Consider the following 15,574-nt stretch of genomic DNA (forward strand, 5'->3'; position numbering starts at 1 on the left):
CCTCCTGGTCAGTTGGCGGATTCGTACGGCTTGGCGACGAGCAGCGGAACGACGATGCGGACGCGCGTTCCCGCGTCGTCCGATGCCGTATCTAGCGACGCTTCCGATTTGAACAGCAATTGCAACCGTTCCCTTAAGTTCGATAAGCCGATGCTTGTTCTTTGGCGAATCCGTACCGCCCGTGCGGACTTCTCCATACCGATCCCGTTATCCTCGACGTCCAGCACGAGCCGTCCGTCCTCCGAGCTTATGCGAATGACGATCGAGCCTTCCTTCTCCAGTCCCGAGAACCCGTGAATGATCGCGTTCTCGACGAGCGGCTGAAGCGTCATCTTCGGCAGCAGCGCATGATCGAGATCCGCTCCGACTTCGTAACGGACGTCGAACGGATGCAGATGCCTGTTCCGTTGGATCGTCTCGTAGGCGCGAATGAGCTCGAGCTCCTCGCCGACCCGGATCAGCTCGACGTCCGTATTCAAGCTCGTCTCCAGCAGCACGCCGAGCTTCACGCAGATGAGGGCGATCTCCTGTTCGTTCTTCCGCATGGCCAGCCACTTCACCGTATTCAACGTGTTCAGCAGGAAATGCGGATTCATGACCGCGATCAGACTCTGATAACGAAGCGCTTCCTTCTGCTTCTCGTCCCGTTTGATCTTGGACACGAGGGCCTGCATGTCGCGCAGCATCCGGTTGAACGTGCGGGACAACGACAGAATCTCTCCCTGGTAAGGCTTCTCGTTGATTCCCGCCGTGAACTGCTTCTCGACCGTCTCGGACATGCGCCTCTCCAGCAAGTGAAGCGGCCGGGTAATGCGTCTGAGCAGAATGAACGTGATCAAGACGAACGCCAGCATGATGCCGATGAAGGTAAGCAGGTATCGGATCTGCTGCTGGTGCAAATCCCCGAAGTAAATTTCCATCGGGAAGCTGCTCACGATCGTCCACCCGAGAGACGGCAGCTCGCCGACCTTGATGACCGTGTTATGCGGGGAACGCTTGCCGTTCCAATCGCCGGTCAATACGACGTCGCGGTAGATCGCTGAATCCAGTTCGCGGAACTTCGTACTGGCGAGAGTCGCGCCCTTCTCGTCCAGAATGTAGTAGTCCTGGAATACGGCGAACTCCTTGGCGATCGCCCGCAGCCACTCCTCGAAACGGAAAGCGACGTGCACCATCGCGACGGCGCGCCCGTCATCCTCCAGCACCGCGTACAACGACAGCTCGTTGGTGCTCGCGTTCGCGCTCGTGGCTTCGCTCTCCCATACGTATTTGACTTCACCCGCCGAGATCGCGCGGAATCCGCTCTCATCGCGCAGCTTGGCGTAATCCGATACGGAAGCGGGATCCCCATCCGTATACGCATGTCCATTCAGATCCAGCACCGTGAAGGTCAGTTGAGCGCTGTTAAGCTCGTTCAGATCCTTGAGCCTGCGCAGGTTATCCGTAACGATTTGGCCGCGTTCGGTTTCCGTCAGCTCGTTCGCTTCGTCGAAAGTCTCTTGTTGTCTGAGCATTAATTCCAGCGTAACGACGGACGTCAGCATGAAGCTTCTCATGCTTTCGAAGTTTTGCCGAACCTGTTCCATTTGCACGCTGTTCTGCTCGCTGACCCTGTGACGGATCAACGTCTCGGTATTGTCGTACATGCTCAACTGGAGCACGAGCAACGGCACGAAGATCAGAAGCACGAACGCGGCGAACAGCTTGTGTTTGATCGTTCTCGGGACGAGCCTGGACAGCGCTGCAAGCATCGATGGGTTTCCTCCAGACGGGATCGGTTGTGCGTCAAAGTAGCAAAGAGAGCGAAGGGCAGCACGGCTCCCCTTCGCTTCCTCTTAGTTCAGAAATCCGAGCGCTTTCAATTGCTTGTTCGCTTCTTCGATATACTGCTTGTAGCCGTACGTCGTATCGAGCGTGGACAAGAACTTGTCGTATTCGCTCATCGGGGATTTGCCGAACGCGAACTTCAGCAGCTCGTCGTTCATGAAGCGTTGCGCATCGGCCAAGTTAACCGTCGCCGGCGGATCGATGAAGCCGTTGTACACGTTCAGGCGAGGCTTCGCGGCGGCTTCTTGAATTTGCGGCGCCTGTTTCGGGAACTTGGTCGACAAGTATTCCTTCTCCGGACGTCCCATCAACTGATACACCCAGCTGTACGACGACTCCGTGATTTTGTCGGTGACTTCCGCCTTGCCGTCTTTCAACGTGAAATGCGTGCCCTCGAGTCCGTACTCGACCAATCGGAGTCCTTCGTCGTGGGAGACGTGGTCCAGCAGTTGAAGGATGCGTTTCACCTTGTCCGGATCTTTATCCAAGCTCTTCGGAAGCGCGACGAAGCCGGAAGAGCCCCCGAGGTCGTACGAGCTCTCGAATTGTCCGCCAGGTCCCGTGAGAGACGGAACAATGGCCCATTCCGCGTTCGGGTTGGCCGCCTTGATGGAAGCCGCGTGCTCGTCCCGGAACAGCTCGAAGTCGGTGTAGATGATGCCCGCTTGCCCCGTGATCGCCTTATCCCGCGGTACCGCCCCTTTGTTCGAGAACAGTTCCGGGTCGACGACGCCGGCATCCAGCAGTTTCTTGACGGACGCGAGCGCGTCGCGATATGCAGGGTCGTATACGGCCGAGATCGCTTGGCCGTCCTTGATATAGATGTCCTTATACGAGCTTCCGACGCCGTAGGAGCCGAAGATCGGATTGAACGCGAGCCATTCTTGCGCCGTCATGCCCAGCGTGTCCTTCTTGCCGTTGCCGTCCGGATCTTTCTCCGCGAACGCCTTGGCGACTTCCAGCAGTTCGTCGAACGTCGTCGGCATCGGCAGGTTCAAGTTCGTTAGCCAGTCTTTGCGTATCCAATACGACTGGGTGAGCAGCGTCGGCGCTTTGGCAAGAGCGTACGTCTTGCCGTTCACGACGCCTTTCTTGAGGCCTTCTTCCGTCGCGAGCTGCTTCACGTTCGGCAGGTCGTTCAGATACGGCGTCAGATCGAGCAGCGCGCCCATATTGGCCAATTGAAGCAGATGATTGCGATCGACGAGCTCCATGATGTCCGGCGGATCGCTCGCGGCGATGCGGGTGCTCAGCTGATTTTTCACTTCGTCCGTGTTGCCCGGCAACGTGAGCTCGAGATCGATGTTCAGCTTCTCGTCGAGGTTCTTCTTCACGAAGTCGTCCGCCGGCATTTTCGTTCCCCAGCCGACTTTGAGCGCTTCGATCTTGATCTTCTCGCCGGCTTCCGGCGCGGCCGATTCCGACTGGCTCGGCGCTGGAGCCGAGGCGGACGCCGACGGACTTGCCGCAGGCTCCTTCGCGTCGTTATTGTCGTTTCCTCCGCCGCATCCCGCGAGCAGCGTTCCAAGCAATACGGCGGACATTGAGCCCCCAACCCATTTTCTGCTCATGTAACCCAACCTCTCTATGAGTATGATTATATATTGAATCAAGGCGTTTGCCTTGCGTTCAATCGCGATTAGCCCTTAATCGAGCCGAGAAGCATCCCTTTGGAAAAATATTTCTGGATAAACGGGTACACGAGGATGATCGGCAAGCTCGCCGTCACGACGGCGGCCATCTGCAGCGATTGCGCCGGCAGCGTCACGTCGACGACGATCTCGTTCATCTGGTTCTGCATCAAGATGTTGCGGACGAACACTTGCAGCGGATGCAGGTCCGAATCGGTAATGTACAGCACCGCCTGGAACAACTCGTTCCAATGGCCCACCATATAGAACAGTCCGACGGTCATCATGCTCGGAAGCGACAGCGGCAGAACCAATTGCAGCAAGGTTCGGCTCTCGCCCGCCCCGTCGATCTTCACCGATTCGAACAATTCTTCCGGCAACGATTCGAAGAAGCTTTTCATGATCAGAATGTTGAAGCCCCATATCGCGTTCGGCACGATCATCGCCCACACCGTGTTGAGCAGCCCCGTGTCCTTCACGACGAGGTAAGTCGGAATAAGACCGCCTTGGAACAGCATCGTGAACACGACGACGAGCAGAATCGCGGTGCGGCCGTACAGCTTCCTTCTGCTGAGCGGATACGCCATGAGCGTCGTGAGAACCATGTTGACGATCGTTCCGACGACGGTAATGAACACGTTGATCATGAACGCCCTCGTCATGCCCGTCTGCTGGAACAACCCTTCGTAGGCGCTGAAGGAAAGCTTCTTCGGAATGAGCACGAATCCGCCGTTCTTGACGAGCTCCGTATACGGCGTGATCGATACGATCAAGACGTACAGGAGCGGGAACACCGCCGCGAGAGCGGATAACCCCAGCAGGACGACGATCGCCGTATCGAAGAAGTAGTCCCGTTTGGCTTTTACCATATGCCGCCCCCCCAACGTTTCGCGAGCGAATTGGACAAGATAACGAGCACCAAACCGATCGCCGATTTGAACAATCCGACGGCCGCCGCGAGACTGAAGCTCATCTGTTCCAGGCCGGTGCGGTATACCCACGTATCCAGGATGTCGGCGACGGGATACACTTGCGGGTTATACATGACGTAGATTTGCTCGAAGCCCGCGTCCATCACGTGACCGAGCCGCAAGATGAGCATCAGGACGATGATTCCTCGAATGCCGGGCAGAATGATGTGCCAGATGACGCGCAGCCTTCCCGCTCCGTCTACGTTCGCGGCTTCGTGCAGCGTCGGATCGATGCCGGCGATGGCCGCCAGATAGATAATCGCGCCCCACCCGAGATTCTGCCAGATGTCGGATCCGACGAGCAGCGACCGGAATAAGTCGGTAGAAGTCAGGACCGCGATCGCGTCTCCCCCGAGCTCGACGATCCAGCGGTTGATCAGCCCCGAGCTTTCGGAGAACAAGGAGATTACGATGCCGTAGACGATGACCCAAGACAGGAAGTGCGGCATGTACGTCAGCGTCTGCACCCATCGTCTGAACCAACCGATTCGGCATTCGTTCAATAGAATCGCCATCAAGATCGGCGGGATCATTCCGAACACGAGCTTATAGCCGCTAATGAGAAGCGTGTTGGTCAGCAATTGCGAGAAGTACGGAGAATCGAAGAACATTTTGAAGTATTTGTACCACGGATCCGCCCATGGGCTGGCGAGCAGCCCGTCCATAATGCCGTAATCCTTGAACGCGATCGTTACGCCGTACATCGGCCAATAGCGATAGATCAAGAACCAGATCAGCCCCGGAAGAAGCATGACGTATAGCGCGCGCATCTGCCACAGCCCGGCGAGCCGTTTATGTTTCGTAAGTACGTTGTGCAAGGTGTCGCTCCCTTTCCGTGTCGTTTGCTTAGGCTAAGCATATCAGCCGGCGCGATTTCGCATCATGGACGGATTTGGGTTGTTGATGCGACAAATTTTGTGATTCCTGCTCCGGTACGCGAACGCACGAATCCGCATACAAAAATCGTTGTGTTCGGAACGAGAAAAAAGCAGCCCGCGATGAGCGGGCCGCCTGCTGCTACGGCTTTCGGAAATTCGTATAACGACGCGACAGTCGTTTTATGGCTTGGCGACCGGAATGGCGATGGTTCGATCGCGCTTTGAACGGAATACGTCTGCTTCCATAAGACGTTGCCGTTCCCCAGATCCCAAGGACGCGACGCGGATATCGCGGATACGGGTACGCGCTTGCCGCCTGCCCGTACGGATAAGCCGTCTGTATCCGGCAACGTGAATTGCTTGCGCGCGACGACGATATCATAGCCGGATTCGGTCGGCGTTACGCTGCGAACCCATAGCTTCTCGCCCTTAACGCGTATCGATCGGTCCGATGGCGAAGCAAGAGAAATCGGCTCCGTCACGTCTTACCATCCTGTTCTCCCCCCTCTCCTAGATAAGAGAAAGCCGGCGCGCGAAAAGTTCATTGATCGACGAAAACTCAACCTGGCAGTTATTGCCGTGCCGCCGCGATAGGCAAAAAGCAGCCGTTGTCGGCTGCTTGATAGAATCGGATATAGAATTTGTTAATACCGGCGGAAATATAACGGACTTACATTGTCCGATTCGCGCGGGTTCTCACTGAAGCAACCGGTCCAACCCGATCGCGCTGATGAGCATCCTCTCCTTCTTGTTCCCTAACATCCGTTGCGGCCAGTCGACGTAGCCTCCGTCTCCGATCGGAAGCTCCTGTCCTCCGATCCTCGCTACAATCGTGAATTGCAGCCCTTTGTAATAATCGTTGCCGAGGTTCGGTTCGATGAGCTTAGTCGCGACGTCGATAGATCTTCCTTCGCCTTCCTTGACGATTCTGCTCAGCAATCCTTCGCCGTCCTTATACCCCGCCCGTCCGCTAAGCCTGATCTCGATCTCGGCCCCGAACAACGTTCCGAAGATGTCGCGATAGACCAGGATATGCTCCCAGAACGACGGAATTTCGAACGCGTAAGACCCGGTGTCCGAACCCGCGGTCACCATGCAGAAGACGTGAAAATGCGGCAGCATTCCCGGAGCGGCGCCGAAGTATTGCGCTCTGACGTGCCGATGCGTCGTCGCGAATCGGATGAACTCGTCCCGATGGCTTCTTTCCTTCGACTTCAGCAGACGGCAAACGTGCAGCGCCAGCAAGTTGGTCGCATCCGCGACGACTTCCGTCCCTCTGGAAGCGGAGATCACCTTGTTCTGATCGACGGGACCGACGACGGAACAAGAGCCGAGCGGCGCCGCGGGAGACAGTTGAATCGGTTCGGACCGATGCGCTCGCGCGATCGTCAACAGATCCAGCTCGAGCTGCTTCAGCCGCAACGGGTCGACGGCCGCGGGATGAACGAACCGATTGCCCTCGTATTGCTTGAGCAGCTCGGCCGGCGTCGATCGGCGTGTTCTCGCTTTATAGATTTCGAGCATCAGCGTGTTGAAGTCGGAGCCGGATAACCGCTCCGCTAACGCGCCGACCCAATCTTCCTTTCCCAATTCGCGCAAAATGCGAGATAGATTCGCTTCGTTTCCCGTCGTCGACATCGCCCGGACTCCTCGTTTCGCGTTCGAGTTTTTATCCACCATTATACATCGATATGCGAATAAGCAAAGAACCTGGATGAAAGATCCAGGTTCTTTGCTTATTTAACCCTATTAACTCTTCGCCTCAAGCGTCAAGTCGATGTTCGTGAAGTAGTGCGTCTGCAGCCCTTCGTAACCGGAGTCGGTGCCGAGAATAACGTACAACTCGCCGGCCGCGTTGCTCTTCGCCGTGAACGTGCGTTCGAATTTCTTCAACTGGAATCCGCTCTTGTCGGCGTTCGGCTTAGCGACGTTGCCGAGCAGCGCGACATCTTTGCCGTCCGTCGACTGGTTGCCCTTATCGAGATTCAAGCGATAGTAAGGCATGCTCGCGTCCGAGTCGTCCTTGACGACGGCAGGCGCCTTGCCGACGACGCCGGCCTTGACGTATACCGAGGAAGCGGGGCTCCCTCCGACTCCGAAGGAGCCATCCGCTTCTTCGGTAGCGAGATCGAACCGCAGCTTCACTTCGTACGTCGTGTTCGGCTTCAAGCCGTCGGTACCGCTGAGCTTCTTGGTCATGTACAAGAACAGGTCGTCGCTGCGGTTCATGCCGCCGAGCAGCATGCCGCGAACCGTCGTGCCGTCGGCGAGCTTAACCGCGTCAACCTTCGTCTTGATCTGGAAGTCTTGGCTCTGATAATCGACCGGGAGATCCGCGACGCCCGTCTTCCAGCCTCCGTCATCTTTGACGAAGTCGTACGCAAGCCGGATCGACGAATCCGGAATCGCGATGGATGCCGTTCCGGACTTCGCGTCCCACAACGTTACTCCCCCCATGCGGGCGGTAAGCACTCTCAACGGCGCGTAAGTCGTCCCCTTCTTCATCGCGACTGGCGAAGTCAGCAAGAACGGTTCGCCGTCGCCGATCGTTCCGCGTATTTTGTTCGGGAACAGCCGGATGACTTGATTGCCTTTCGCGAGCTTGACCTCTTGGGCTTTTCCGTCCCATTTGATCGTCCAACCGAGACTTTGCGCGACATCGCGAATCGGAACCATGACGTTGTTATGATCCATATACGCTGCGGAATTCCCCTTGAGGGAGAAGGATTTGACGACGGTATAGCCGGAGGCGTCCGCCTGGGCTTGCGCCGGAGCGCCGAATAAGGACGGCGTCAACAGGATGGATGCCAATGCGGTCGTTGCGATCGTTTTCTTGAACATGGTGGATAACCTGCCTCTCTAAGCTGTGATCGAAACCTTAAACGAAGGCTGCGAGAGAATAGTTGCAGGCGTCCATATTGTTCCAGGGCTCACTGTTCGCTTAACGGAACGACCTTCGTTCCCGAATTCAATACTTTGATCTTAACGTCGGCATGAATCGGAACCTTGGGGAACACGTCGTCCCACTTCGGTTTATAGTTCGTTTTCCATTGGCCGCGATGCTGCCGATAGACGATTTGCCCGATGCCGAGAAAGTCGGATTTGTACTCTTTTTGCGCTTTGGCGATCGCGGCTTCGATCTCCGATTTCACCAAACGTTCAAGTTCCCGCTCGCATGCGCGGAGGATGTCCGGCGTGATCGCTTCGATATCGCCGCCGATCTGGATCATCGTCGCGTTCGCTTTCGTCTTGATGAACGCTTCGGGAGCATCCTTCCCGGCTACGGTTCTGATTCTTGATCGGTTATCGCTAATTCTGAATACGGCGGTTACCGAATGGCCGGTGCCGGGCGCTTGTATCGTAATGGAAGGCCTTTCTTGAATATCGAGATTCACGATGCGAGCCAAGCCCTTGCTCTGTTCCCCGTCGAGAACGCCTGCCGGCTTGAACCCGTCGAACACGACGATATCCGATAGCTTGAGCTTGCCGTTCCCGTCGATTCGCAAAGACGGAGCGACGGGTTCTACGCCTTCAGCCATCAGCATTTTATTGAACTCCCTTAATCGGACCGGGAAGGATACGCCGACGCTCTTCGATATTTTGAAGAAATCGACTAACGATTCCCCGACCAGAAGATCCGACTTGCCGATCGACAGCTTCAGAATCTCCTCGGGCTTATCTTTCGTAAAGGCCAGGAACACGGACTCTCTCATGCTCGGATTGATGAACAATAAGTCCATGATGGTTCTTAAGTGCCGCTTGGCCGCGTCTTCGCTGATGATGACGGAAGTGGCATAGCCCAAGAACAATTCCTCCGGCACGACGGTCTGCAGGTTATCGAACGCTTCCGTGAGCGTTTTCCCCGCTCCTTGGACGACTTCCTTGGCTTTGTTTCCGTCCATGTTCGATTCGTGAGTCTTAATGATCTCGTAGGTCAGCAGAAACTTCCCGCTCTTGTCCACGTCGATGCCGATCGTGCGTACCAAGGCCATGCTTTCATACTCTTTATAGTCCCAGCAGCCGGTCATCGCGGTCAACGCGACCATGACGAGAACGAGTCGTAACCATTTCGCTTCGCTCATGATTTCATCGATACCGCCTTTTTGCCTCTGGCCAATAGAAGAACGGACACCGCGGACAGAACGACGATATAGAACGGGTACGTACCGTATTGAATGACTTCGATGTACGCGTAAAAGGCTTGGTTGAAGGAGCGGATGTTGAGCGCGAGGATGAAAGTTACTAGTGCGAGGATGAGGAGAACGATCTTGGAGCTTCGTCTCATGACGGTTTCCGAAGCGACCCAGCTGCTGTAGAAATTGCCGGACAGCTTCAATATGGTGATGACGACGTACGGAATGAAGATGAAGATTTCCAATCCCGAGATGAACTTCCCGATCGTGATCGAGAACGCGACATTGACGCCCGCGAACGCGATTCTGGAAGCTTCCTCCGGAGAGATGGCGGCCGAGAACAAGAAAGACGCCATCCCCGGCATGAAGACGACGGACACCAGCAATCCCGCGGTTAGCGACGTGAAGTGTTTGCCCGGTCGGTGTAACGATTCCACCATGACGAACAGGAACAGAACCACTTCGGAGTGCCCCCCTCCCGCCAATAATACGGCCCTTAGGAAGTATGGAACGTCGCAATCCCATATCGGGAGGATGTTCGCGACGTCGAATTGAGTCAATACCCCGATGACGAGAACCGGTGTGAACATGAGGCCGAATAGAATAAATTCCAGTACGGCGCTCAACCTGGCTAAATTCTCGATCCCGCTGCCCGCGATCAACAGCGACATGCCGATCATCAGCATCATCGGGACCCACATCGGCGTGTTGTGCAACGCGATCGTCTTCACTAATCCCCCGCACATCATTAACAGCATGGAGGACAAGGCGACGTTTAACGCGACGTAAGCGATAACGAACAGCTTGCTGATCCACTTGCCGCCGAATTGCTCGATAAGCTGGAAAATGTTTTTCCCGGGATGGTTCTTGGCCACGCCCAATACCCAGAGCACGAACGCGATGTTGACGAACCCGCTTAAGAGCTCCGCGATCCACGCGCTTCTCCCCGCCACGCTCGCGATGTAGGAATGATAGAAGAACACGCCGCCGTAAGCGCTCGCGAAGGTCAGGAATACGGCTTGCATACGCGATATGTTCTGCTTCCGAAGCATGCTCCCCGCCCTCCTCTCTACGCGTTGGGATCCGGCTTGCCGGTACGGTCTCCCATCGTCTTCTCGTTATCGGACAATACGTTCGGACGAGCTCTGAGCTTCCAGACCGGCGATCGGATCAACATATCCTTCATCAAGCTGATTCTGCCGACATCCATCGGGTGGGAAATCGATACCCCGAGCGAACGCAAGCTAACGAGTCTCCATAGCAAGTAGACCAAGCCGATGATGACGCCGAAGAGCCCTAATAACGTCGCTAGAATGATAAGCAAATAGTTGGTTACTCGCGACATATTGGTAAGGTTAATGGACGGCAGCGCGAAGCTCGAGATCGCGGATATGGCGACGATAATGATGACGACCGGGCTTACGTAACCCGCTTCCACCGCGGATTGGCCGATGACGACCGCTCCGAGGAAGCCGATGCTCTGCCCTAATCCTTTGGGCAGCCGTATGCCGGCTTCCTTCAGCACGTCGATCATGAACGTCATGAGCAGCACCTCGATCACGGAGGGGAACGGGACTTCGCTTCTTCCCGCCGATATTCGAATGGCTAACGACGGAGGCATGATGGAATGGTTGTAGGCGACGAACGACACGTACAACGAAGACAAGGTCGAAGATAGGACGAAGGCGCCTATCCTCGTCATTCTCATGATCGAGCTGAATAGCCACTTCTGCGAATAATCGTCGGGCGTCTGGAATTCTTGCAGGACCAACAGCGGTACGACGATAACGAACGGAAAACCGTCGCACAGAATCGCGACGCGACCTTCGGCCATGTTGGCGACGGTTACGTCCACTCGTTCGGTCAGCTTATATTGAGGCCATAGGGACAGAGGGTTGTCCTCCGTAAGCTCGGTGAGGACGGAGATCGAATGAACGACGTCGACGTCGATCCGGTCGAGTCTCCCGCAGAGCTCCTCGACGACCTGGGGCTTGGCTGCGTTGTTCAGCCACGCGACCCTGACTTTCGTGTGGGAGGTCCGTCCGATCTCCATCTGTCTGAACATGAGCTTCGTGGAAGGCAACCGAAGTCTTAACAGGTTATAATTCTTGCTCATGCTGGTCGTGAACGCTTCGTTGCCGCTCTGAATGGACGGCTCCGTCTCCGATACTTCGGCTTCTTCGCGCTTAGGCAACGGTATCACGAGAGCATCATTAATGCCATTAATCGTTAACGCGACTTGGCCTGTCAGTATCGCTTGCACGAGCTGCTCCCGCTTATCGGAACGGTAGACTTTCGCAACGGATAAGACGGTCGATTGGATTCGGTCCAAGTCGTCGGCCGCGGCGGATCCGCGTAGCTCCGCATGCGCATCCTGCAGCCTTACGATGACGAATTCGTTCAACTTCTCGTCGTCTATCAGCGTCTCGATGTAGTGCACGTTGATGTCGGACCGGCCGCTCGGGACGGGGATCGTCCTGGATACGAAATCCGCGTCGTCGCCGAAGGTTTCGTTCAGGTCGTCGTGCAATTGAACGCGATCTTGCCCGCGGTTAGACACGGATGTTGGTTCCTCCTTCGTTAGCGAAGAGACTTGAACGCGGCGCGCAGTTCTTCGGCGAACAGCTGCGGCTGCTCCCACGCGGCGAAGTGGCCGCCTTTGTCGGGCTTATTGAAGTAGATGAGATTAGGGTAAGCCTGCTCCGTCCAGCTCCGCGGAGCCTGGTAGATCTCGTGCGGGAATGCGCTCACGGCCGTCGGAATCGTTACGCCTTTCGCGGTGAAGAAGCCGTCTTTATTCTCCCAATAAAGTCTGGATGAAGATACTCCCGTGTTCGTCAGCCAATAGAGCGTAATGTTGTCGAGAATCTCGTCGCGGGTCAATTCGCCTGTGTCGCTATGCGTCCGGTTCAACGCTTCGACGATCGCTCCTGCCGGTTGCCCTTCGCCGTCGTTGTGGTCGAGCAACCACGCAGCCAGGCCGACGGGGGAATCGGCGATGCCGTACAACGTCTGCGGGCGCGACCCCATGAACTTGGCGTACTCTAATTCCTTCGTGCTTCTGACCAACTGCTCATAGGCTCGTCGTTCCTCGGCTGTTAATCCCGCCGGCGCCGGTTCTCCGTTTCTGATCGCCTTGTCGATGTCGGCGGGCACGGCGCCGGGCATGTTGGTGTGGATCGCAAGCAACCCCTCCGGCTTCTGCAAGCCCATCTGATCGACGATGATCGCTCCCCAGTCTCCGCCTTGCGCAACGTACCGCGTATAACCGAGTCGATCCATCAGCTTCGCCCAAGCTCGGGCGATCCGCTCGGGTCCCCAGCCGGTCTTCGTCGGCTTGCCGGAGAAGCCGTAACCCGGCAATGACGGAATGACGACGTCGAAAGCGTCTTCGGCTCGGCCGCCGAAAGCGGTCGGATCTGTCAGCGGGCCGATCAGCTTGATCAGCTCGAGGACGGAACCCGGCCAACCGTGCGTGATGATGATCGGCAGCGCGTTCTTATGGGGAGAACGGACGTGGATGAAATGGATGTCTTCCCCGTCGATCTCGGTAACGAATTGCGGCAGAGCGTTCAGCTTCGCTTCGGCTTTGCGCCAATCGTAATCGGTCGCCCAATGGCGCGCGAGCCGTTGCATCGTGGCCAGCGGCACGCCTTGCGACGAATCCTTGACCGTCTCCTTGTCCGGCCATTTGGTCTCCTTGATTCGTCTGACCATATCGGAGAGCTCCTTCTCCGGAACCTTAACCTGGAACGGGCGAACGGCATCGTTGCCAGGGGGTCTGTTCGCTAGCGATAGCTGCTGCGGCTGAGCGAATGCAGTCAGGAAGAGGGATAGAGCCACGAGGATGGCCGAGCGATACCGGATTCTGTTGTTCATGCGATTCGACGCTCCATTCGGAATTTCATCATTGGTTAGCTTTCCAATAGGTTCCAACCGATGCGCGATTCTTATTCGCCGCTCACTTCATGATTCCGGTCTCCACCAGCTTCACGTCCACGTTCAAGCGAACGTTCAACGCTCTGTACCGCGCCATCCATTCCGCTTCGCGCCACCCTCTCGTGCGGCTTCTCACGAATTCGCCGAGGCCGAGCGGATCGATCCCCTTCTGCTGGAATTTGCGGATGATCCCCGTTCCCATCGCTCCAAGCTCGGCCTCGAATCGCTCTTCGAGCTTATTCAGCGATTGCTCGGTAAGCCGTTCGCCTTGCGTCTCCGCGATTTCTCCGCGTATGGCCAGATCGATCGTAACGCCGGGTCCGTTCGGCCCCGCGAAGAGCCGATATTTCGCTCTCGACCGGCGATTCAACATGACCGCGTCGTTGCCGCGCTCATCCTTGGCCTCGAACGCGCCATGATTGACGCGATTCAGCAACAAGGTCATCAGCCGCATCTGTTTGACGTCGAGGGTGTCGACGAGTTTGTCGCCCTTGAACAGCGCAATTCCGCTAATCGTCGCTTCGTCCTTCGTAATCGTAAGCAGCGGCAAGTATGGATCCATGCCTTGACCGACATAAGCATAGTTGAATTCGTGCAAATTCAGGACGGGCGTCAAGCCTTGCTTCTCGTTCGTCCGAAGGAGATGCAGCAAGAACATCCCCTTCTCCCGCTCCTTGCTGAAGCCCGACTCCAGCAGCGGTCCGGCCTTGCCGTCTACGACGGCCAGCAGCATCTTGCGGGACGTGCGCGGATAGCGTAATAACTCGTCGAGTTCGTGCCGCAAGCCGTTCGTCGCGAGCGGACGGCCGAACAAGACGACCGACAGCTTGCCGAAGCTGATCGGCGTTTCCGTACGGTTGGCCATGATCTCTTTGATTCCCAAGCTCGTACGGCCGATATTCGAGAGCGTGACGTCCGTGGCGGCTTTGGATTTGCCGGACGCGTATTTCGGTGCCGCGATCGTCAATTCGATGCCGTCGTCAGGTGCTTCGTCGATCGCGCAGGCGATGAACAACGTCTGCCTGTCCAAGATCTCTTCCCTTACGCAAGCCGTTAACAAGAGGAGGATCGCCGGTATCGCGAGGATGAGCCGTATCATATTGATCTGCCCGCTTTCGCTTTCGTTCTGACGGTGTCATAGAGGAACAACAGAGGAACGTAGAAGTAGACGATGCCGAATCCGATTCTCGTCACGGCGATTTGAGTCGCCTCGACGCCGTCGCGCCCGGGGATGAAGCATACGGCGACGAGCGCGAGCGCGAGCAGGATCGGAAGCGCCGTCGTTTGCTTCGCTTTGAAGTCGAGCTTGACGATACGGCTGGACGCCCACAGGCATAGTCCGGCGATCGGAACGAAGCGAAGAATCCACGAGGTTACGCCGATGAATTCGAAGTGGTCGACGAACGGGAACATGACGAACGTGAACTTGATCAGCTCCGGCCAGATGAGCGTCCTAAGCTCTTCGTATTTGAACAAGAACAAGGAGAAGAAGATTTGCGCCAGATAATAGACCGTCGACGTCGCGTTTCCCCAATGCGCCCACTTCTCCGACTTCTTCGCGTTCTTGATGAAGGGATAATAGAAGAACAGCATCTCGACGCCGAGGAACGGGAACGTCAACTCCTTGGAAGCCTTCAGAAGCTCGCTTAGCGAGTGGTCCATCATCGGGAGCATGTTGCCGACATGGAAGAAAGGCCCGGGAAAAAACCAGCATATCCCGAGAATATGATGCAGCAAGCTTAGAAAACAGATGCCGACGACGACCCGGAAGCCTCCCGACACCAAGTAATAGACGATCAGCAGCAAAACCAGCGCCAGCGTCCACGTCCGTAGATCGGGGAAGATCCATACTTGGACGATCTCGATGTACAACCGCAAGTGATGAACGGCGATCGTTAGGAAGTACGCGGCGAAGATGAAGTTCAGAAAAGCCCCCGCGTACCTGCCGAACAATCGGCGATGGATATGGATCAGATCCGTGTCGTGGCGATTGAGTATGCGATACATCATCCATAGAACGACGTGGAAGCTGACGCCGCTTAGGAGCACGGCGATCCAAGCGTCCTGGCCCGCGTAACGGATCGGCTGTACCGACATGAACAGGAAGCCGAATCCGAATTGCATCGTATGAACGAGCGCGAACACGAGATACGGCGAGACGGTGTGCTTAGGGCTAATCGTAGATGACACCGTTA

13 protein-coding genes are annotated in these 15,574 nt (G+C 56.4%); all 13 read right to left on the reverse strand.

Annotated elements, in window-relative coordinates:
- Positions 1 to 8: 8 nt before the first annotated feature.
- The 13 genes from ACFQZG_RS00625 to ACFQZG_RS00685 all read right to left on the reverse strand — a co-directional run bounded on the left by ACFQZG_RS00625 (position 9) and on the right by ACFQZG_RS00685 (position 15,569).
- Entirely contained in the window at positions 9 to 1,751 is a 1,743-nt protein-coding gene (locus ACFQZG_RS00625) for a sensor histidine kinase (protein WP_378149113.1), read from the reverse strand.
- A gap of 84 nt (positions 1,752 to 1,835) precedes the next feature.
- The gene (locus tag ACFQZG_RS00630) at positions 1,836 to 3,398 is read right to left on the reverse strand and encodes an extracellular solute-binding protein (RefSeq protein WP_378149114.1); all 1,563 of its coding nucleotides are present in this window, start codon (positions 3,396 to 3,398) and stop codon (positions 1,836 to 1,838) included.
- A 68-nt stretch (positions 3,399 to 3,466) separates the two neighbouring features.
- Positions 3,467 to 4,327 carry a carbohydrate ABC transporter permease gene (locus ACFQZG_RS00635; protein ID WP_378149116.1) on the reverse strand — a complete coding sequence of 287 codons (861 nt, stop codon included), beginning with the start codon at positions 4,325 to 4,327 and terminating at the stop codon, positions 3,467 to 3,469.
- The gene (locus tag ACFQZG_RS00640; protein ID WP_378150415.1) at positions 4,321 to 5,199 is read right to left on the reverse strand and encodes an ABC transporter permease; all 879 of its coding nucleotides are present in this window, start codon (positions 5,197 to 5,199) and stop codon (positions 4,321 to 4,323) included. Before ACFQZG_RS00640 ends, ACFQZG_RS00635 begins: the two co-directional genes overlap by 7 nt.
- A gap of 110 nt (positions 5,200 to 5,309) precedes the next feature.
- Positions 5,310 to 5,789: a hypothetical protein gene (locus tag ACFQZG_RS00645; RefSeq protein ID WP_378149117.1), complete on the reverse strand. Its 480-nt coding sequence runs from the start codon at positions 5,787 to 5,789 to the stop codon at positions 5,310 to 5,312.
- 214 nt (positions 5,790 to 6,003) lie between these two features.
- Entirely contained in the window at positions 6,004 to 6,945 is a 942-nt protein-coding gene (locus ACFQZG_RS00650) for a hypothetical protein (protein WP_378149118.1), read from the reverse strand.
- A 111-nt stretch (positions 6,946 to 7,056) separates the two neighbouring features.
- Entirely contained in the window at positions 7,057 to 8,148 is a 1,092-nt protein-coding gene (locus ACFQZG_RS00655; RefSeq protein WP_378149119.1) for a copper amine oxidase N-terminal domain-containing protein, read from the reverse strand.
- Positions 8,149 to 8,237: 89 nt separating this feature from the next.
- Complete coding sequence (locus tag ACFQZG_RS00660; protein ID WP_378149120.1) at positions 8,238 to 9,389, reverse strand: Ger(x)C family spore germination protein; 1,152 nt, start codon at positions 9,387 to 9,389, stop codon at positions 8,238 to 8,240.
- Positions 9,386 to 10,492, reverse strand: coding sequence for a GerAB/ArcD/ProY family transporter (locus tag ACFQZG_RS00665; protein ID WP_378149122.1), 1,107 nt, complete (start codon positions 10,490 to 10,492; stop codon positions 9,386 to 9,388). Before ACFQZG_RS00665 ends, ACFQZG_RS00660 begins: the two co-directional genes overlap by 4 nt.
- Before the next feature lie 17 nt (positions 10,493 to 10,509).
- Positions 10,510 to 12,000 carry a spore germination protein gene (locus tag ACFQZG_RS00670; RefSeq protein WP_378149124.1) on the reverse strand — a complete coding sequence of 497 codons (1,491 nt, stop codon included), beginning with the start codon at positions 11,998 to 12,000 and terminating at the stop codon, positions 10,510 to 10,512.
- A 20-nt stretch (positions 12,001 to 12,020) separates the two neighbouring features.
- Positions 12,021 to 13,319: an epoxide hydrolase family protein gene (locus ACFQZG_RS00675; RefSeq protein ID WP_378149126.1), complete on the reverse strand. Its 1,299-nt coding sequence runs from the start codon at positions 13,317 to 13,319 to the stop codon at positions 12,021 to 12,023.
- Between the two features lie 82 nt (positions 13,320 to 13,401).
- On the reverse strand, positions 13,402 to 14,478 hold the full coding sequence (locus ACFQZG_RS00680) for a Ger(x)C family spore germination protein (RefSeq protein ID WP_378149128.1): 1,077 nt from the start codon (positions 14,476 to 14,478) through the stop codon (positions 13,402 to 13,404).
- Positions 14,475 to 15,569: a GerAB/ArcD/ProY family transporter gene (locus ACFQZG_RS00685; RefSeq protein ID WP_378149129.1), complete on the reverse strand. Its 1,095-nt coding sequence runs from the start codon at positions 15,567 to 15,569 to the stop codon at positions 14,475 to 14,477. Before ACFQZG_RS00685 ends, ACFQZG_RS00680 begins: the two co-directional genes overlap by 4 nt.
- Between the last annotated feature and the right edge of the window lie 5 nt (positions 15,570 to 15,574).

This window comes from Cohnella sp. GCM10027633 (assembly GCF_042675445.1).
Classification (GTDB): Bacteria; Bacillota; Bacilli; order Paenibacillales; family Paenibacillaceae; genus Cohnella.